This window comes from Filomicrobium sp., assembly GCF_025698805.1.
GTDB lineage: Bacteria > Pseudomonadota > Alphaproteobacteria > Rhizobiales > Hyphomicrobiaceae > Filomicrobium > Filomicrobium insigne.
This window is the reverse complement of record NZ_JAILWT010000003.1, coordinates 451,327-470,645: the sequence shown is the minus strand read 5'-3', so window position 1 is coordinate 470,645 and position 19,319 is coordinate 451,327. Positions and strand designations below refer to the sequence as shown.

18 protein-coding genes and 1 pseudogene are annotated in these 19,319 nt (G+C 54.8%); 12 read left to right on the top strand and 7 right to left on the bottom strand.

Annotation, left to right across the window (positions count from 1 at the left end; all coding sequences use genetic code 11):
- Positions 1-19 precede the first annotated feature (19 nt).
- The 4 genes from K5845_RS09585 to K5845_RS09570 all read right to left on the bottom strand — a co-directional run bounded on the left by K5845_RS09585 (position 20) and on the right by K5845_RS09570 (position 5,254).
- The gene (locus K5845_RS09585; RefSeq protein ID WP_287958880.1) at positions 20-730 is read right to left on the bottom strand and encodes a hypothetical protein; all 711 of its coding nucleotides are present in this window, start codon (positions 728-730) and stop codon (positions 20-22) included.
- Positions 731-752: 22 nt separating this feature from the next.
- Entirely contained in the window at positions 753-1,313 is a 561-nt protein-coding gene (locus tag K5845_RS09580) for a hypothetical protein (RefSeq protein ID WP_287958879.1), read from the bottom strand.
- Positions 1,313-3,064 (bottom strand): serine/threonine protein kinase, encoded by a 1,752-nt coding sequence (locus K5845_RS09575; RefSeq protein WP_287958878.1) that lies wholly within the window; start codon positions 3,062-3,064, stop codon positions 1,313-1,315. The genes K5845_RS09580 and K5845_RS09575 overlap by 1 nt, the downstream gene beginning before the upstream one ends.
- Before the next feature lie 93 nt (positions 3,065-3,157).
- Positions 3,158-5,254: a serine/threonine protein kinase gene (locus K5845_RS09570; protein ID WP_287958877.1), complete on the bottom strand. Its 2,097-nt coding sequence runs from the start codon at positions 5,252-5,254 to the stop codon at positions 3,158-3,160.
- A 238-nt stretch (positions 5,255-5,492) separates the two neighbouring features.
- Between K5845_RS09570 and K5845_RS09565 the strand changes: the two genes are divergently transcribed.
- The 4 genes from K5845_RS09565 (at position 5,493) to K5845_RS09550 (ending at position 9,761) form a co-directional block, all read left to right on the top strand.
- Entirely contained in the window at positions 5,493-6,248 is a 756-nt protein-coding gene (locus K5845_RS09565) for an FHA domain-containing protein (protein ID WP_287958876.1), read from the top strand.
- A gap of 75 nt (positions 6,249-6,323) precedes the next feature.
- On the top strand, positions 6,324-8,237 hold the full coding sequence (locus tag K5845_RS09560; RefSeq protein ID WP_287958875.1) for an FHA domain-containing protein: 1,914 nt from the start codon (positions 6,324-6,326) through the stop codon (positions 8,235-8,237).
- Positions 8,238-8,292: 55 nt separating this feature from the next.
- Positions 8,293-8,733: a hypothetical protein gene (locus K5845_RS09555; RefSeq protein ID WP_052743910.1), complete on the top strand. Its 441-nt coding sequence runs from the start codon at positions 8,293-8,295 to the stop codon at positions 8,731-8,733.
- Positions 8,734-8,765: 32 nt separating this feature from the next.
- The gene (locus K5845_RS09550; protein ID WP_287958874.1) at positions 8,766-9,761 is read left to right on the top strand and encodes a sulfite exporter TauE/SafE family protein; all 996 of its coding nucleotides are present in this window, start codon (positions 8,766-8,768) and stop codon (positions 9,759-9,761) included.
- A 152-nt stretch (positions 9,762-9,913) separates the two neighbouring features.
- Here K5845_RS09550 and K5845_RS09545 read toward each other — a convergent pair whose 3' ends face one another.
- From K5845_RS09545 to K5845_RS09540, 3 genes and pseudogenes are all read right to left on the bottom strand, one after another.
- Positions 9,914-10,681 carry a site-specific integrase gene (locus K5845_RS09545; protein WP_287958873.1) on the bottom strand — a complete coding sequence of 256 codons (768 nt, stop codon included), beginning with the start codon at positions 10,679-10,681 and terminating at the stop codon, positions 9,914-9,916.
- Positions 10,659-10,844, bottom strand: a pseudogene (locus K5845_RS21270) (phage integrase central domain-containing protein); the annotation flags it as partial. The gene K5845_RS09545 and the pseudogene K5845_RS21270, both read right to left, overlap by 23 nt.
- Positions 10,784-11,257: an integrase arm-type DNA-binding domain-containing protein gene (locus tag K5845_RS09540; RefSeq protein ID WP_287958872.1), complete on the bottom strand. Its 474-nt coding sequence runs from the start codon at positions 11,255-11,257 to the stop codon at positions 10,784-10,786. The pseudogene K5845_RS21270 and the gene K5845_RS09540, both read right to left, overlap by 61 nt.
- An 860-nt stretch (positions 11,258-12,117) precedes the next feature.
- Between K5845_RS09540 and sat the strand changes: the two genes are divergently transcribed.
- The 8 genes from sat to K5845_RS09500 all read left to right on the top strand — a co-directional run bounded on the left by sat (position 12,118) and on the right by K5845_RS09500 (position 18,976).
- Complete coding sequence (gene sat, locus K5845_RS09535) at positions 12,118-13,293, top strand: sulfate adenylyltransferase (protein WP_046479079.1); 1,176 nt, start codon at positions 12,118-12,120, stop codon at positions 13,291-13,293.
- Between the two features lie 331 nt (positions 13,294-13,624).
- The gene (locus K5845_RS09530) at positions 13,625-14,467 is read left to right on the top strand and encodes an adenylyl-sulfate reductase (protein ID WP_090228884.1); all 843 of its coding nucleotides are present in this window, start codon (positions 13,625-13,627) and stop codon (positions 14,465-14,467) included.
- Positions 14,468-14,513: 46 nt separating this feature from the next.
- Positions 14,514-14,993 (top strand): adenylyl-sulfate reductase subunit beta, encoded by a 480-nt coding sequence (aprB, locus tag K5845_RS09525; RefSeq protein ID WP_046479077.1) that lies wholly within the window; start codon positions 14,514-14,516, stop codon positions 14,991-14,993.
- A complete protein-coding gene (aprA, locus tag K5845_RS09520; RefSeq protein ID WP_046479076.1) occupies positions 14,993-16,858 on the top strand; it encodes an adenylyl-sulfate reductase subunit alpha in 1,866 nt (621 codons plus the stop codon). The genes aprB and aprA overlap by 1 nt, the downstream gene beginning before the upstream one ends.
- 64 nt (positions 16,859-16,922) lie before the next feature.
- Complete coding sequence (locus K5845_RS09515; protein ID WP_197540862.1) at positions 16,923-17,330, top strand: hypothetical protein; 408 nt, start codon at positions 16,923-16,925, stop codon at positions 17,328-17,330.
- Positions 17,331-17,346: 16 nt separating this feature from the next.
- A complete protein-coding gene (locus K5845_RS09510) occupies positions 17,347-17,859 on the top strand; it encodes an FKBP-type peptidyl-prolyl cis-trans isomerase (RefSeq protein WP_046479075.1) in 513 nt (170 codons plus the stop codon).
- 34 nt (positions 17,860-17,893) lie between these two features.
- Complete coding sequence (locus K5845_RS09505; RefSeq protein ID WP_170832461.1) at positions 17,894-18,052, top strand: hypothetical protein; 159 nt, start codon at positions 17,894-17,896, stop codon at positions 18,050-18,052.
- Positions 18,053-18,217: 165 nt separating this feature from the next.
- Positions 18,218-18,976 carry a metallophosphoesterase family protein gene (locus K5845_RS09500; protein ID WP_287958871.1) on the top strand — a complete coding sequence of 253 codons (759 nt, stop codon included), beginning with the start codon at positions 18,218-18,220 and terminating at the stop codon, positions 18,974-18,976.
- Positions 18,977-19,319 lie beyond the last annotated feature (343 nt).

The window sequence follows — 19,319 nt, the reverse complement described above, 5'->3', positions numbered from 1 at the left end:
CTTTGCAAAGACGTCGGTCCTAAGGAGGGACCGGTTTTTTGGTTTGGAGACTTAGATCGCAATCTTTGGCAAAAACAATCTGACCGGATTGTCCTGTGCCCGTGCTTCGCCAGTCGGCGGTCTGCGCACCGGCATCGACTTCTACGTCAATCTGGCCCGTCACATCTCCAGGCAGTGTGAATACTAGAGAGGTCCCCGTGGCCGTTACGCTGCAAGGCGTCGTGTAAACAAACCCGCCACGCCAGCTCGCCCAGCGTGCGGAGCGGACGCAGGTTCCCGTTACGCAATTTTCACGGAATCGAATGCTGATTTGCTTGGACCTATCATCATGTACAGCGGTGTCGTAACACTGCTTAGCAATGTCCAGGCTGCCGTCGTTTGCGGGGTCAGCCGATGTCCACGAGAACTTTGTGTCGTCCTCCGACCAATGAACGTCTTGAATTTCGCGGAAAATAATTCGGGAGGTATCTAATTGAGGAAGCTCACACTGCAGCGTTTGAGTGGACAAAAATCCATTAGGGACAATGAGATGTCCGTATTTGTGGCACGGGCCGATGAGACAGTCCTCTTCAAGCCTGATGCTCCAATCTTGGTGCGGAGCGTTAAAGGTGCGCTCATAGTCGTCGGAGGAGATGAGCTTCCACGCGAATAAGCCACCGACGAGCAGTATCGGGCCGGCAGTCACGACAAACATGCCAATGGCGGCAACTCTCAAAAGTTTCTCGATCAAGGTTGCGATCCAAATTGTGACGCTACATCGCTTCGAAAGGAACGTTCATTGGATCAAAGCGGCGCACGCGGTTCGTCACGATTGTTTTCGCGGATAAGTAGGCGGCAGTAGCTGATCCAAGAATACCGAAAAGTATGGATATGTCCGTTCCCTCAGAACCGAAGAAGATAACTTGATAGAGCAACACGCCAGTGACACCCGCTGTTAGCAGAAACACGGTCAGGGCAATAACGATATACAGAACGCTGCCTTCTTTAAAACGTGCTGAGGGATTGGCGCGCGCGACGCGTTCGCATAGGGCGGACAGGAATGGGTAGAACGTACTGCTGCGGTCTTCGAACAAACCGAGACTTACGTAGTGGTGCGATGTGACCTTGTGTTTGCCGTGGTGTTTCGTGGCGAATAAGAACTCCGACCGACTTGAACCAAAGCCGTGATAGGCAACCTTGATGCTCTGAATATCTTGATAGGAAATAAGATGCGTTTCGCCATCACCGGAGATCGAGAGTGCGTTGTCGTCGAGCGACAACGTGCGTTCGCCACAGAACGTATGTCTGCGCATGCTATGACTAACGGTGCCCACTAGGTCCACGCTCCGTGACGGAAACGTTGCTTCGCAGCCATTCGGCATAGAAATACGTAGATGCCGAGAGTGGCGGCCGCTAAGGGCCCTACAAAATAAATATACCGGTTGAATTGTCCCACGGCGCCGACCGTGGACGGTTGGTTTGTCGTCAACGTGGTGGCTACGAGGAAGAGAACCCAGAGCAACAGCACATATAATATGATGAGGATGTTGAAGATGCCGAACACGCGACTGCGCAAGCCAGGCTTGGCCGGGGTGGACGTCAAGGCGAACATCATCATAAGCAGTGCAGGCACGCCGACGATAAGCGTCAGAAGTTCAAAAGGTGCATCGGGGTTCTGTGGCAGATAACGGCTGGCAAGCAAAGGCAGAACAGCCATGAGGAAAAGTATGGAGCAAATGCTCCAAGCGCCACGCTTTGTCGCTGTTTCCACATTTTCCAGGATGGCCGCAGGCTGACTGGATTCGCTGTTCAAGAAGCGATGCATGGGGAGGAAGCCATGAAGAAACATCATGGCAATGGCCAGAATCTCCAACATTGCCGCAACTCCAAAACCTGTGCCAATCGCGTACAGCGCGAGCCCCGTAAACGCGCTCGCTAAGGCGACGGGCTGGAAGAGTTTTTCGGCGGAGGAGCCAAGGTTTTCCGGATCAGGCAATTTTTCCAGCTGCGTTGCGACTTGGGTCGCCACATTGGCGAACGCGGTTCGGGGCTGGGTTCGTTGCGCTTCGGAATTTACCGGCTCATGCAAGACCGTTGCGCCGACTATCGGCGGAGCGTCGTCTACTCTCCCGCGGATGCCTTCCCACGCCGCAATTGATTGTGGCCGCGCTTGCACGGCGACGGACAAAGCGGCGTCCAAGGCGGTGAGGAATTCTTCTCTGTAACCCGATCCCGCCAATTGTGACGCGGGGGTAAGACCGTCCTTGATGAGACGCGCGCCACCGCTGATGGGCCGTTTGCCTGTCACAAGATAATACAGTGTTGCGGCCAGTCCGTAGATATCTGTGGCGGGACCTTGTTTAGCATGATCAATCGTCATGACTTCTGGGGCAGTGAAATCGGAGGCGATGACAATGCTTTTGACATTTGAGGGGGTTCCCTCCTCGATACGTGCCGATCCGAAACCTGTGATAACAGGCGTGCCCGATGCGCGGATCAATATGTTGTCTGGGCAAATGTCACGGTGCAGTACGCTCGCTGCGTGAATTGCAGCAAGAGCATCGAGCACGGGGCCGACGATGCGGTCGAGTTCAGTCTGAGATGGTTTGCGTCCTAGTTCGTCGGACCATTGCTGGAGAGATTTGCTGTCTTCATAGTCTAGGACGATATAGGCTGAACCGTTTGCTTCAAACACGCGATGTGCGCGAACAACATTGGCGTGGTGCAACCGCACCAGCGTTTGTGCTTCCCGCACGAAGCGATCCAACGCCGACTGATGTTCCGGGGTGCCGTGAGTTTCAAAGACGATATCTTGCGTGCCCCCGTCGCGTTGAGCGACATCCGAGGGAAAATACTCCTTGATGGTAACCGGAACCCCAAGTTGAAGGTCATCGGCTTCGTAGGTAATGCTCGCGTCATCCCGCAAAAGAACGGATTGAATCCTATAATCGTCGCATAGGATCGTGCCGGCTTTGAGCGGAACCTGGGTGTCTTGATCAGTGCCGCCAGCCCGGGAGACCACGAGCGTTGGACCAAGATCTTTTGCTGATGTGTTTTGCGCCTCGTCGGGAGAATTTCTTGTCATTCTCAATCCCGTTGGTGTGAGCTGGAACACAACGCTACGCACCCGAGGCAAACTTGGTCGGGCTTTGAGAAACTCGGCTATGAAATCATAAGCTCAGAGCCCGCCGCAACCTGATAATGCCCGGCTGGATCCCGTCAGTGAAAAGGTTTCGTTGATTCTAAGCTGGTTGCTGGATAGCTGGAGTTGATTGCCACTACTTAATAGAGCCACGAAATCATTGAGTGCCTGTAAGTCAGCTGGACTCTGGTTCACATGGAATAAAAATCCACTGACCACATCAGGTTTGCTGTTGAGCGTGAAATTTAAGTTCACGGTTTGGCTGTCCACAGCCAGCGTGACAGTTCCGTTCTGGCCAGACTGGACTTGCACCGGAGATTGCGCAGAGAAAGCAATGACCGCGTTCCCTCGAGATCCGGTTGCCGCGTCGCAGCGAACCGTAAAGCGACCGCCCTGCGCATTACGTACTGTTGCGCCACGCACGCCGTTGGATTGAGGTTGTGGCTCCCAAGGGCGTTGGATGGAGCCTCCGAAACAGGGTCTAAGCGCCTCTTCCGCGCCGGCGAGATTGAACGTTTCTTGATAATTGAAATCCGGGATTTGCAAGGCCATCGTCTGGCCACTGAAAACTTCATGCAAGAAGTTCAGAAATTGACCCGCATCTTGATCAGTCTCGCTCGCCTGCACGCGGCCGTGTGAGACGCTACCCTCCTGAACAAAATCAAGCTCTGCTCCACCGGAATAGTTTCCGATTTGAACGTTGACTTGATGTCGTCCGGTTATGGGGTTGTTGCCGGTGGGAATGAAATCGAGTTCTACGAAGCTGTCGCGTCGTTGATCTGTTCCCGGCCCGCAGCCGATATTGAGCCCGGTACCGTTTGAGCCGTTAACCCCGCCCGTCCAAAATCCATTCTGTCGTCCGTTGGCAATCCACGCAAACGCTGCCATCCGAAGAAGGGAATTGGCCGCGGTCGCCTGCTGAGCGTTCGTATCATTGTCGAACTGCGGCATCGGCGGGGTGTTGTTAGGTTGTTGGAAGCGTTCCGCCAGTTGTTGGCGCGATGGTGCTGGTGAACTCTCGAAGCTGGAGTAGACTTGGTACAAGATGATTCCTGCCACAAGCACGAGGGAAGCCGCGATAGCCCATTTTTTTGTGGAACTGCCGGAGCCAGAGGGTGGTGCGCCGACAGTAGTAGCTCCGGTGCTATCTGACGGAGTCCTACGCACAACTGTCGCGGCCGCATCCGCTCGTGACGGCGTGTTTAATACCGTTGCAGGACTACTTTTTAGCACCGTGGCCTGATCTGCATTCGCGCTGAACAACAGCTCCTTCCAGGCCGCGACCGATTTGGGTCGCTCCTCGCGTTTAACGCGCATGCCGGTATCTACGCCGCTGAGAAATTCAGCGCGGTATTCGCTCGCGTTATCTAGTTGTGCTGCCAGTGGCACGTAATTGTCATGAGAAACCCGGCTTAGGACTTGTGCAGGAGGCTTGCTAACCAGAGCTCGATAAAGAGTCGCTGCGAGGCCATAAATATCAGTCCACGGCCCTTGTTCGGAGGGATCATTCAAATGAGACTCAGGGGGAGAATATCCCGGCGATACGAACGCAGCCGTGGCGCGAGAATGCTCTCCAAGCGCTTGGCGCGCCGCCCCGAAATCGAGAAGAATGGGGCTTCCATCATTCTCCCTAATGTAAATGTTCTGGGGTTTAATATCACGATGGACAACGTCAGCTTTGTGAACGGTTGTCAGGGCGTCGAGTAACGGACCTACGATCTTGTCTAATTCAGCTTGGGTTGGTTTGCGGCCAAGATTGTTCAGCCAGCCTTCGAGGTCTTGACCCTCGACAAAACCGAGCACCATGTAGGCCGTGTTGTTTTCTTTAAAGTACCGGGAAACGCGTACGATATTGGGGTGCCGAAGACGCGCTAGCGTTTGGGCTTCAGCCAGAAATCGTTCCAAGCCCCACTGATAGTCAGCACCACCCTGGCTGGGGAGGGTTGAGACGGTCAAGCCGTCTTCGCGGTAAGCGAGAGAGGCAGGGAAATATTCCTTGATAGCAACATCGGTGTTGAGCTTGGTGTCGCGTGCGAGATAGGTGATCCCGAAACCACCGGCGCCGAGTACGCGTACGATCTTGTAGTCACCGCCGACAATCGTGTCGTGTGCCAGCGCCTGTCTGTTGCTCATTTCGGACGTCGCCTTGTCGCTACCCATAACGGAGATTGTGCAACCGAATGGGATTGCGTAGCGCAGACCCAATCACACCTCAGCCCCATAAAATATCATCCTAATGCGATTTCCAATTCAAGGGAATGACAGTACACGCCTTCGCGTTATTCACCGTGAATGAATGAATGTTTGCGGACTGATAAGCTGGTGCTAGTAATGTCAGTATCAATCCATTTTGCAACGCGGGCGAGGGTTCATGGGGCGGACACTCCACGTCGAAATTTATGACCGATCGAGAGGCACAAGAACCGTTCAAGCGTGCGAGTTGCCTTTTGAGATCGGAAAACAACCACAGAGTGCAAGCTGTATTCGCCTTGATCCGAGCTACGTGACGATTTCGCGTGTTCACGGAAAGGTAGAAGAGGCTGAAAGTGGACTGATTTATATCGACAGCAGTTCGAACGGGACGACGATTTCCGGCACCTTTGTCAAGGGGCGCAACAAGGCAATAAGCAGCGCCGATATTATTATTATTGAAAACTACGAAATTAAAATTCTCGAGACCAAATCTGCTTTGATCAAACAAACCGGCCCTACATTGCAGGTGCGTGGTGAGCAGGAGGCGGAGCCGGGTGATGCGCTCGTTATCGTAAAGACAGACGATGCGCTTAAAGTCATGCTGGACACGCCGGAATCAAATCAGCATTCCGTTGTGGGACGCATTCACTTCGATGGTGTTGCCGTAACCTTCGACCTGTACGGGCACGATGCTTCGATGCCTATAACGGTGAACAAACGTCTCGTCAGCGACATGCCTTTGACGGCGCGCATGTCTGATGTTGTTGAAATCGGCGGTGAGCGATTTGAGGTGTTAGGCCGGGATCAAAAGAAGATTGTCTGTGGAAACCCATCTTGTCACTTGCTCAACGACCTTCCTTTTGAAGGTAATTGCGTCTGGTGTGGTCATTATCTGGCGGCGTCAGGTAGTTTTACCCGTGTGACGCTGCCGTGATGCTGTGCACAAACTCGTCTTCCCCAAAAGCAATGCAAGTCTGCGCTCCGTGCTTAGAAACTGGGAATTTCCACCATGAGCTTTGAAGTCACTTGGTATCCTAAAAGTGAACCTCATGGACCTGCACGTCAAAGCAAGAGCTTCAATGGATCAACTCCGGTCACAGTCGGCCGCGCCAGCGATTGTGACGTTGTCATCGCCGATACGGCGGCGTCTCGTCTCCATGCACGTCTCGAGCTAAAGGGTAATGAGATCGAGATTACCGATGCTGAAAGCGCCAACGGAACATTGCTTGAAGGCATCGAGATAACGAAGGCGATCTGGCCAAAAGGCGCAAAAGTCCAAATAGGCGACTACGTTCTGGAGGTCGTCCAAGGTGAGAGTGCGGTTGAGGCTGCGCGAACATCTGTTCGCGTGGCACCGTCTCAGGGTGATTTCCCACCGCCTGAGTTCTCCCAAGTTGCCGTGTCCGTCGGCGCTCTCAAAGCGACTGGCCATGTCGTGGATGAGGTCGAGTACGCCGCGATAGGTGGTGGACTTGGCAGCTTTATTTGGGTTGATCATCTGCGCTGTTACGGCGTCCCCGCTAGCAAGATCAGGGCGATCGGTGTCGACCCGGAGCCGCATGGAAAATATGAACGGCTTTGCCGGTATTCGCAAATTCCGCGGCATGAACGATTGCGTTCCAACTCCATCTCGACGCCTGATAATATTTGGGGCTTTCCCGGGTATGCGAGCCGTGAGACTTGGAGGGCCTTGAAGAAAAGAAATTGGAGCGGCTTCAAGTACGTCATGCAGGTGTTTGGCGAGCCAACGTTGGCTGAGAGCTACACCCCGCAGGCGGGTGACGTTTTTGAGTCCATAGAGAAAGAAGCGCGCCGAATTTCATGGGATAAGATTTGGACTGCAGGCCGTGTCATCAAGGTGCGCAAAACCGATGATGGACGGTATGCGATTGCCTATCGCGTGCCGTCTGAATTTGCCGATGGTGGTCAGCGAAACAAGTTTGTTGTTGCGCGCTACATCCATATCGCGATGGGATACCCCGCGTCTCGATATCTTGACGATCTACAAACATTTAAACGCGAATATCCGACCTCTCAGCGAGTCATAAACGCGTATGAGCAACACGATTCCATCTATGGTGACTTGGAAAAGAATGGCGGAATAGTTCTGGTCCGAGGTCGCGGCATCGTTGCGTCACGTATTTTGCAGCGGGTGAATGAAGCGCGCTCCAAGAACAAGGACATTCGCGTCCTCCACATTATGCGTTCGCGTATTGCTGAGGGAAAAAAATATGACTTGGCGCGACGGTATGCGGCTCATGACATAGAGTATCAACCCTTCAACTGGCCTAAAGCCTGCTGGGGCGGCACCCTACGCGAGCGCTTGCAAAAGGCTACGCCCGACGAACGGTTGGCACTTTTAAAAACGTGGGGTGGGACGACGACAGCCGACCGGGCCGATTGGGACGCGATCCTTAGGGAGGGCAAGGAAAGCGGCTGGTATCGGGCATTTTTCGGAGACGTTGAAAGCATCAAGCTGAAGGACGGTCGAATCGAGACCAAACTGGAGTCCAGTCAGGATTTCAAAGAGGAGGTCCGGCTTGATGCGGATTACGTGATCGATTGCACCGGACTTATTGCTGATCTCGAAGCCAACACCGTGCTCAAGGACATGATCGATACCTATTCCCTTGCCCGCAATCCTGCCAGCGGACGCGGTCCTGAGCAGCGATTAAGCGGCCTGAAGGTTGCGAACACCTTTGAGGTTGAGGGCCTACGGAATGGATCAGGTCGGGCGTATGCCGCTGGCGTCATGACGCTGAATGGTCCGTACGCCGCTGTCGATAGTTTCCTTGGGCTGCAATACTCGGCGTTGCGTTCCGTCGATGATTTGGCACGAAGCCGGGCGGCCGATGTTAGTTCTATGGGACCGCTGCGTTCTGCAAGCCAGTGGTTGAAGTGGTGCAAGGGTGTGACGCCCTAGAAGGCGACATTCGACAAACGAATTGAGAGTAGAGCGAGTGTAGGACGGGGAAAAAATGATACCAACGCTTTCCGGTCGCTGGCAGACGAGGATACTTTTGTATGTTGTTCTCGGACTTCCGATTACCGCACTTTATGCCAGCTATCTTGGCCTAGATGAGATTGGACGGTACGGCGATCCGTTTGTCTTTCTGACCGCGCTTTTATTGGTGGGGCTTGGGCTGGATTACGCGTACATTCAAATTCAGCGTTTTCGTTGGGATAATGACTGGCCTTTTGCGTTTCAGTTTTTCTTTAGCATCGTGGAATTTCTTATTGTTCTAGGCCTCATGAACATTGGTCTCCTGGATCCGTTCCTGGTTGACCGTATCCCTGCCGATATCGCCACCACGCAATTTCTGCTCATCTTCATCCCGTCTTTCTTTGCCGTCCTCGGTGGAATCCAGATTTTCTTGATCCGATGGCGGTTCAAAGGTGGTGAGCTTGGGCGGCACTAGCCGATCATCTGGAACGGATTGAGTTTGTTGCTATGACAAGTGTTCCAAGCACAAAGACCCCGCAGTCCGTAGAAGCCCATGTCGAGTTTGCGACACGTGTGTATCTTGGCGCGTTGGTTGCTCTCTTTATTACGCTGCTGCTGACCAATATCGGCGACATAGCCCGTTTCTTCGAGTTTATCTGGATTTTTGGGCCGATTGGCGTTTTCGGCGCCATTATCGCCAGCTCCACGGGAACAGGCGGGGGCGTTGTTTTTGTTCCCGCGTTCAACACCTTGAGTGGCGCCTCCGAGATGGGCGCGATCCCTATGGAGCTTGCCATCGATCCCATCAAGACGATTGGTATCAGTTTCCTGATTCAGTGCTTCGGAATGTCGGTGGGTGCTTCTGTATGGATCCGTAGGTTCTACGGTGGCGGGCAGACAGGGCCGCGGGAAAAAATAGACGGCCACAGCTTTCTCTTCATCATTTTTACCCTTCTGGCGACGACGCTTCCAGCCCTGCTCGTGACGCAGTTTGCACTGTTTTCCAACGTTGATGGCCGGGGCCTGTTGGTCGCATTCAAATGGTTTTCGCTTACCCTGGGCGTAGTCCTTCTGATTTTTACGTGGGCATTCAAACGTGTGAAGCCTTACCGTTTTCACCCCGAAAGGTTGGACTATTATTGGCTTCTCGGGCTTGGCGCGATTGGCGGTGTGATAACCGCGTTTTTCTCGGTCGGCGTGGGCGAATTGGTCGCCGTCTATCTCATCTTGCGGAAATTTCCGACGCCTTCAGCGATTGCCATCGCGGTAATCATCTCTGTTGTCACTGTCATTTTCGGCGTCGGATATCACATCGCCAACAATAATATTATCTGGCCCGTTGCGCTTACAGCCATTCCCGGAGCAATGATCGGCGGGTTCGTCGCGCGCTATTTCGCCATCTGGCTCGGCCCGCTCTGGCTGAAGACCTTCGCATCCCTTTGGATCATCTTGTCGAGCGCGTTCTTGATTGTCGGTCCGTATCTAGGACTGATCAGTAAGTGAAGCGTCGTTTCCAGACAGTGATTAGGCGGTGCTCGTCCATAGCCGGTCTTCGTATAGCGGCAGGGGATCATTGAGCGGACCGAGGGCCGAAGAGTCAGTTCCATAGATTATCCATATCCTAAACCGGAAAAATACCTCACGCACAACCAACGTTAGACACGGTAAGAATTTCTCTCGTATTGCTCGCCAACGACAAGCACCTTCGCGGACCCCTTTATTCGGGCTAGCCTTGTCGGGTAATCGGCCAGTTCAGCATCTATTCCGCCGATGATTGCCTCAAGAACATCAGCCCACAATTCCAGTGCCGCACGCTTCTCGGGATCATAGTCGTACCAGCTGTAGACGCTTTCGGTTACGCTGCTCGTACGCTTGCCCCCGTGGTTTAAGACTCGCTCGCGGACATCCTTTGGGACCCCGTACTTAGTCATCAGGGATCCGACGGTTCTCCGAAGATCGTGAATATTGATGTTTCCTAGGCCCACGCAGACCCTTGTTCTCTCCATGGCCTTGCTGACGCTGCGTGGGTGGATGCTCGTGCCATCTGGTCCAGGAAACAAAAACTCACTGCCCGATGCCGCCATTCGCGCAGCGCAACATACGCCATAGGCTTGCCGGGAAAGCGGCACGCGGTGCTCATTGTGGTTCTTGGCTCGCGCTCGCGCGATTGTGAGGCAGGGCGCATCTTGGGTCCACTCGATATCGCTTTGGCGTAGGCCAGCAATTTCCGCACGTCTTTGCCCCGTCAGAGCGGCGAGGCGGACAATATTGGAGACGCCGATTGACATGGGTGCGTCGCCAGCTTCGATCGCACGCCAGAGTCGTCGCAATTGTGCAGGTGTCAGCACGACATCGCGCGGCTGATAGTTGTGCCGTCGGCGGAGCCCGGCAGTTGGATTACTAGTGACGAGGCCCCGATCCATGCCAAAGCTGAACCCGATCCATGCCAAAGCTGAAAATGGTGCTGATCATCGATCGGGCCGTGTCAGCACGACGTGTAGCTCCTCGTTGTGACATCGGATCAATCACCCGGACGACATCCCCCCGGGTGACTTCCGCTGCGGGAATGTTGCCCAAGACGGGAAGTACGTCTTTGGCCCGAACGAGCGGTACTCTTGTCTCGTGCTGGGACGAAGATCTCCGTTTTCGACACGCTGGTTTGCAAGCTCAGCAAAAGTCAGTGCATCTCGTCGGGTCGCTTTCACTGCAGCTGGATCAGAGCCTTCAGCCACTTCGGAACGGAGCCTCTGAGCTGCCGCTATTGCTTTTGAGAGAGACACCGCGTCTACGCGGCCGAGTTTGAGCTTCCGACGTAGGCGCTTTTTTCCGATCAAGACATTGTAGTGGAAATACCAACTCGCTTGCTGGCTTGGCATGACGAGGAGCACCAGCCCACGAGCGCCCTGTATGCGGTACTCAAAACCTGTCTTGGCCGATGCTCCCTGCTTTGCGGCCTTCTGGATGAGCTTCGCATTGGCTGCAAGTTGACGGCTGCCCATAGATCTCCCCCTGATAAGAAATTTGGCCCATATTTGGTCCAAAAAGTCGGGCCTTCAAGGGGCTGTGAGAGAATGGATGAGACAGAAGTGTTAATAATATTGCATTAAAAACAGTATGTTACGGGTCTCACTCAGGATCAGGCTGTTTCAGGAATTCTCAATTGAACCAGTCTGGGGGACTGGGGGTCGGGAGTTCAAATCTCCCCGCTCCGACCATTAAATCAATGAAATAGGTGGAACCGCCGTGGCCCATATCTGGTCCACGGGACGAAAGCTGATTTCTTCGAAAGCGTCACGGCATCCGAGCACGAACTCAGGGCGCGGCTTTCCGTCGACGTCATCAGAGAGTTGAAGCCCCCTACAAAATTAAAAGAAGCACACTTGTGGTGGAGCGGCTGGCTGCGTGGATGGCTACGCGTCGACATGCAGACCACGGCGATATCCATCGCTTCGCATTGATGTCTCACTTACCAGTGCACCCCGAGGTGTTCGAGCGTTTGGGGGCGTATGCAATTGCAGGTTTGCCTCACAAACTGCTCCAAGCGATCAGCGCATTTGTTGGCAAATTTCGCGACTGTGTCACGAGACCACGCAGTCTTCTACTCACGAGACAAAACGCACTATCCCGCCCTGAAAAGGTTGCGCCGCTAGCTACTATTCGTACTGCGAGACGTCGCTTCACGACCGTCCTCTTGTGGCCGGAGCTATCGAAGAGCGCGGCGACTGCCTCTCCCCCTCGAGTACAGTTCTGCAGACGGGTTCTCTTCCGGCATGTACAGTAAGCGAGGTAAGTGGTTTTAATAATTTCTCGAGGCGTAGAACAATTTCACCGAAGCCGGGTGCACAGGAGGGAGAATTACATGTCGAAACTCGTACCACCGCACGGGGCGCAGTCTCTTAAGCCTCTACTTGTGCCAGTCGACGAGCGTCCTGAAGCGCTCAGACGCGCGGGGAGACTGAAGAAGATCCCGCTCACATCCCGCGAAGTTTCTGACCTTTTCATGCTCGGCATGGGCGCGTACACGCCGCTTGACGGCTTTATGGGCCACGACGACTGGAAGTCTTCGGTTACAGAAATGAAGCTCACCAGCGGCGTATTTTGGCCGATCCCAATCACGCTTTCGCTGGACAGCAGCGTCGCCGACGGTATCGCTGTTGGCGAGGAGGTTGCGCTGGCCGATGCCGAGACCGGAGAGGTGCTCGGCCAGCTCATGGTGCGAGAGAAGTATCGCATCGATCGCAATCTCGAATGCGCGCATGTATTTCGCACGACCGACCCCCAGCACCCAGGCGTGCAGAAGGTTATGGGCCAGGGCGATGTCAACGTGGGCGGTCCTGTCATCGCCCTTTCCGAAGGCGAATACCCCGAAAAATATCGAGGGCTTTATCTGCGGCCTGAGGAAGCACGACAGGAGTTCCTCGAACGCGGCTGGACGAAGGTCGCCGCTTTCCAGACGCGCAATCCCATGCACCGAAGCCACGAGCATCTGGCCAAGATCGCAGCCGAGGTGACGGACGGGGTATTCATCCACCAGGTTCTCGGGAAGCTCAAAGCGGGCGATATACCGGCGGAGGTAAGAACGCGCGCGATCCAAGCCATGATTGATAACTACTTCAAACCAAACATTGCGATCCAGGCTGGATATCCCATCGAGATGCGTTACGCAGGACCGAGGGAGGCACTCATCCACGCGCTTATTCGGCAGAATTTCGGCTGCTCTCATCTCGTGGTCGGACGCGATCACGCGGGAGTGGGAAGCTACTACGGACCGTACGATGCCCAGCATATCTTCGACGACTTGTGGGAAGGCGCGCTTCTGTGCCAGCCCCTCAAGATCGATGTAACGTTCTACTGCTACCGCTGCGGCGGAATGGCGACTGGTAAAACCTGCCCGCACGATCCGAAAGAGCATCTGTCCGTGTCAGGCACGCGCCAGCGCGAGATGTTGGCGAACGGCGAGCCGGTGCCACCCGAGTTCAGCCGTCCAGAGGTCGTAGCCATCCTCAGCGAGTACTACGCAGGAGTCTCAGCGTAAACTGATGCGTGCCTACCTAGCACTCTGCGTTCAGGCACGCTTGCCGGGTAAACGGCGCAGCTCCCAAACACACCAAAATGTTGAGCCTGACCTATTTTACATGATTTCAGGTGCGCAACTTGGGCTGGGACTGCGCCGCAGATCGCGGAAGCGAAATGAAAAAAATTCGAACAGAATGCAGGCTTTGACAATCGACGTGCACAACTGCCGTCAAACGTAGAATTTTTATTTATTCCAATGATTGACTAACGCGGCCACAGAGAGCTATCGTTGCACTATAGTTCATAAAAAAATCAAGTGGCGGCAACAAGTTTCGGGGGAACGTCGGGCTATGTTCACCACCAATCCCTTCGCTGATCTTTCTACTTCCATATCGCCTAGCATCATACAGACATACGTCGTCCTGATGGCGCTTCTCGTCGTGGCGGGTACGCTCTTCGACATCATTCACAAAAAAAGCGCCAAGTACTTTTTCGACAATTTGCGAGCGAGCCGAACTAAAGCGCGGAAACAGCTCGACGGCGGAGACATGCTGTCGATCGCCGCCAAAACTGCAGTTGTCGACGTCCTGACCTCTGGCGAGTTCTGCAATTCGAAACGCAGGATTGCACATCTGCTGACGATGTATGGATTTATCATCTATGTCATCACCACCGCGATCATGGTGTTCGCGTACCCCACCAATGCTACTCCGACGCCGGCTATCCTGCCCGTACTTTGGTCGCTTGGTGCGCTCATGGTTTGCATCGGCGGCTACTGGTTTTGGTTCTTTATTCGCGCTGACGTCTCCGCTGAGGGGCAGTCGCCTTTCCGCCTGATGAAAGCGGATTTGTTCGTCGTATCGCTGGTTGCCAGCACGACCTTCGCTCTGTTGTGGGCATTCATGCAGGCGTCCGGGAACGCGGTTTGGACCACGGTATTCCTGGTTCTCTACATCATCGCTTCCACTGTGCTGTTCGGGTCGGTGCCCTGGTCGAAGCTGGCACACATGTTCTTCAAGCCCGCCGCGGCTTTCGAGAAGCGCATGTCGAAAGCCAATGGTACAGCCCAGAACTTGCCGACAATAACCCGTGACGACCCCAAGCAACAGCAACGGCACTCCATGGAGCTGTTGCGAGATGCTCCGATGAACATGGGACTTGGCATCAAGCGCGAAGCGCCCAGGCACTATTAGGCCCCAGCACCATTAAAAAGAACAATCAGAGCTAAGGAGTCGACTTATGCCAACCTTCGTCTACATGACAAGGTGTGATGGGTGCGGACACTGCGTCGACATCTGCCCGTCCGACATCATGCACATCGATCCGACCTACCGTCGCGCCTATAACATCGAGCCAAATATGTGCTGGGAGTGCTACTCCTGCGTCAAGGCTTGCCCGCAGAATGCGATCGACGTGCGTGGGTACGCCGACTTCGCCCCATTGGGACACAGTGTTCGAGTCCAGCGCGACGAAGAGCGCGGCACCATCGCTTGGAAAATTAAATACCGCAACGGCACTGAGAAGGAATTTCTGTCGCCGATCACTACCAAGCCCTGGGGAAAGCATATTCCGAAACTCGCGGACGTTCCCGCGCCCAGTAGGGACATGCGCGATAGCGAGCTCCTGTACAACGAGCCGAAGTGGATTCGCATGGATGACGACGGTTTGCGCACCCTCAAGGACGCCGGTCTCGTCTTGAAGAAAGGCGTGTACTACTGATGGCTTACAAAACAATCGTCGAAGACAACATTGACATTCTCGTCGCCGGTGCAGGTCTTGGTGGCAGCGGCGCGGCCTGGGAGGCCAGGTTCTGGGGGCAGGATAAGAAGATCGTTATCGCCGAGAAGGCCAATATCGATCGCTCTGGCGCAGTTGCCCAAGGCCTGTACGCCATCAACTGCTACATGGGTACACGGTGGGGCGAGAATAATCCGGAAGACCACGTCCGTTACGCGCGCATCGACCTGATGGGATTGGTGCGTGAGGATCTGCTGTTCGATATGGCCCGTCACGTCGATTCGACGGTGCATCAGTTCGAGGAGTGGGGCCTGCCCATCATGAAGAACCCGAAGACCGGGCGCTATCTGCGGGAAGGTCGATGGCAGATCATGATTCATGGCGAGTCCTACAAGCCCATCGTTGCCGAGGCCGCCAAGAAATCCGCGGACAAGGTCTTCAACCGCATCTGCCTCACCCATCTGCTGATGGATGAGAGCAAACCAAACCGCGTTGCCGGCGCCGTCGGCTTCAACGTCCGCACCGGCAACTACCACGTATTCAAGTCCAAGACCGTGATCTGCGGCGCAGGTGGTGCGTCCAATATCTTCAAGCCGCGTTCGGTCGGCGAAGGTTCGGGTCGTACTTGGTACGCGCCGTGGTCGTCCGCATCCGCCTATGGCCTCATGATCGAAGCCGGCGCAAAGATGACACAGATGGAGAACCGTATCGTCCTGGCGCGCTTCAAGGACGGCTATGGTCCAGTCGGTGCCTACTTCCTGCATCTGAAGACCTATACTCAGAACGGCTTGGGCGAGGAGTATGAATCCAAGTGGTTCCCCGAGCTGCAAGAAAGGGTGGGTAAGGAATATCTGGATCCGGAAGCTTCGCACTTGACCCACAGGCCGATCCCGACCTGCCTGCGCAACCATGCTCTGATCAGTGAAGTGAATGCGGGCCGCGGCCCCATCCACATGGTGACGATGCAGGCATTCCAAGATCCCCATCTCGAAGAGGTTGGCTGGGAAAACTTTCTTGGCATGACCATCGGCCAGGCCGTGTTGTGGGCCTCCACCGACGTCGACCCCAAGAACGAGAACCCCGAACTAACTACATCCGAGCCCTACGTTATGGGGTCGCATGCGACATGCTCGGGCGCTTGGTGCTCGGGTCCCGAGGACGTTTCGCCGCCCGAGTATTTCTGGGGCTACAACCGTATGACGACGGTCGAAGGCCTGTTCGGCGCCGGCGACGCGGTCGGCGGCACGCCACATGCGTTCTCGTCTGGCTCGTTTACTGAGGGCCGGCTCGCGGCAAAGGCCGCCTGCAAGTATATCGACGACGGCAAGGCCGAGGGCATTGTCGTGTCGGACGCGCAAATCGAACGCCGCAAAAAAGAGATCTACAAACCGCTCGAGCACTATAAGATATTCCGCAATGCGGTCGTGGCAGGAGATGTCAATCCCCACTACATCAATCCCAAGCAGGGCCTGGAACGCTTGCAGAAGCTCATGGACGAGTACTGTGGCGGCGTAACCGTCAGCTACATGACCAACGAGAAGCTCCTGAATATCGCTCTTAAAAAGCTCAAGGTTATGGAAGAAGATCTCGAGAGCGTGGCTGCAAAGGATATTCACGAGTTGCTGCGAGCTTGGGAGTTGAAACATCGGCACCGCGCAGCAGAATGCGTCACGCAGCATACCTTGTTCCGCAAGGAGACCCGCTGGCCGGGCTACTACTACCGCGGTGACGCCATGAAGCTGGACGATGAGAACTGGCACGTGCTGACAGTTTCCCGCCGCGATCCGCAAACCGGGGAATACACCATGGAGAAAGCGCCCTGCTATCACCTAGTCGAGGACAAGTAACAATGACCTTTGGACGGCGTAACTGTGTTTAACGTCCAATTTGGTCACTAAGGATTAGGCGAGCATGTCGATGTTGATGTCTTCTGATGGTCCGGTCATTGCGCGCGCCGGAGATGCGCGCGCAAATATCATCGATAAAACTGACGAGGAAATAAAGGCCATAGCCGATCCGCTGTGGCTCGAACTCATCACGAATTCCAACGAAGGAAAATATGGAGAGTTCGTCAAGAATTTCTCCAGTTCGATGGCGCGTGCGATGAACCAAGTCACGGCTGGCCATCAGTTCGCCAATAGCGAACTTGCCAGAAACCTTACCACCGACAGTGACTATCTCGGTATTATCCGCCGCGGCGAGCATGTGACCGTTCTCTACCGGCAGCGTAGCTCGAAAAAGGAGGGTGAATGGCTTGGTCGACTCGTCCTCGGCTATGAGGACGGAAAGATCAAAATTTTCGGCGCCTCCCTATTCTGAGAAGTCTGGCTTCGACATGAACGACACAATCCGCGATGGCAAGTTTGTAGAGCTCACCTATAAGGTGTCCGACAAGAGAACTCGTCAGGTTCTCACCATGGTTGAATTCCCGTTGGCCTATATTCACGGGCAAAATGAAATTTTGTCCCCTTCTGTTCATGCCCAACTGGAGGGCAGATCCGAAGGCGAAATCATCGAGGTGCCGCTCGACGGCGGTCTTATTTTTGGCGCGCGCGATGAGAGTTTAGTATTTACGGATCTCGTTGAGAACGTTCCGGAAGAGTATCGAGAAGTCGGCACCTCGATCCTTATGGAGAACGACAAGGGCGAGACCCGCAGTTTTATCGTGACGAAGGTCGACGATGAGACGGTGACCGTCGATGGCAACAATCCTCTTTGCGGCAGGGAGATCGTTTTTACGCTCGAGATTCTTGCAGTGCGTGAGCCGACCGAAGAAGAAGCAAAAGCAGGTGGACCGATCAACGCGCCTCTGGAGGGCATTGATCCGTCACTTATGCGACCTGTCTGAGCAACATTTCGGTATCCAATTCAAAAGGTGCCCTATGAGCGACCCAAAACCCATCACTAAAGTTCCCGACGGCCACTCGCGCTATCTGACAACGCGCCAAAAGCAGCCCAATGAAAAAGGGTTTGTTGGCTATGAGACCGTGTGGGAACCCTTCCAGAAGGAAGCCGAATACAAGACTCCGAAGCGGCCGTAGGCGCCGTACCGCAGCGTAGCTGAGAATGCGTGCAGCGTGATCACCGCGCTGCACGCATTGCTGCTGACACAAACATATCATGAGTATTGGGTGTAGCTGGATGTGGCGATGGCGACCGTTGGGACGCGTTGAGCGCGCGCGCAATCGACAGGCAAGACCACTACCATGATCATCGCGCAAATCTCCGATACCCATATTGCCCTGGATATACCTGATGCGGATCGGCGGGCGACGGATCTTGCGCTCAGCATCGCCGACATCAACGCGCTCGATCCGCTTCCAGATGTAATCGTGCATACGGGCGATATCGTCCACAACGGCCGGCAGGACGAATACGCTCAGGCAGCGGCCATTCTGGCTAACGCACGTGCGCCTGTGTATGTACTGGCTGGAAACAAAGATAACAGGACAGCGCTACGCGAAACGTTCGCGGCGGATGGCTATCTGGCGCCGAACCTCGACTTCATCCAGTACGCGATCGAAAGATATCCGGTACGACTGCTTGCTCTTGATACCTCGAGTGTTGGCAACAAGGGCGACTTCTGTCCCGAGCGACTCAGACATCTGGCCGGCTTAGTTGCAGCAGAGGCGACAAAGCCCATCGTCGTGTTCGCCCACCACCCGCCTTTCGTGGTGTCAGAAGGGCCTGAGCCTGTTCACTTTGAAAGTTTGGAAGTCATGTCTGAACTCAGCACGTTGCTGCGTCGATCAGGTCGGATCGTTGCGGTCTGTAGTGGCCATGTTCACCGCTCAGTTTCTAGTGAGCTCGAGGGCATCCCCGCAATAGTGGCACCGAGCATCGCGACGGCTCTGCGATATGGCAGCTACCCGCCTCATATGCAGCAGAAGCCCATGTATTATGTCCATCGTTTTGATCCGGTCCGGGGCTTCAGCACGGAAACAAGAGTCGCGGGCGACGCGTGACAGGCGAGTAAGAATTCTTCGGCAGCAGTGTCCTTGGCTACCCCATGAATGGAGGCTCCCCACCCACAATCCGTACAACGCAGGCTCCGCAGAGCGAAGAAGAAACCGTCAGTGCGCGCCACCAAACGGCACCTAACTGTTCGCAGAGGAGAAGGTCAGAATGGTGCGCAACGGCATGCGCGGTGGAGGGAGTTTCATCGAGTTCCGCGGAAACACATGATGCATCCGCGTTGAGACGTCGAGCCGCGACATCGGCTTTTCAGCGTTTTTTCGATAACCTGCGAAAATGCGACCGTTATCGCAATGCACAAGTACTACAAGCCTAGAACATCTTGACGATGGA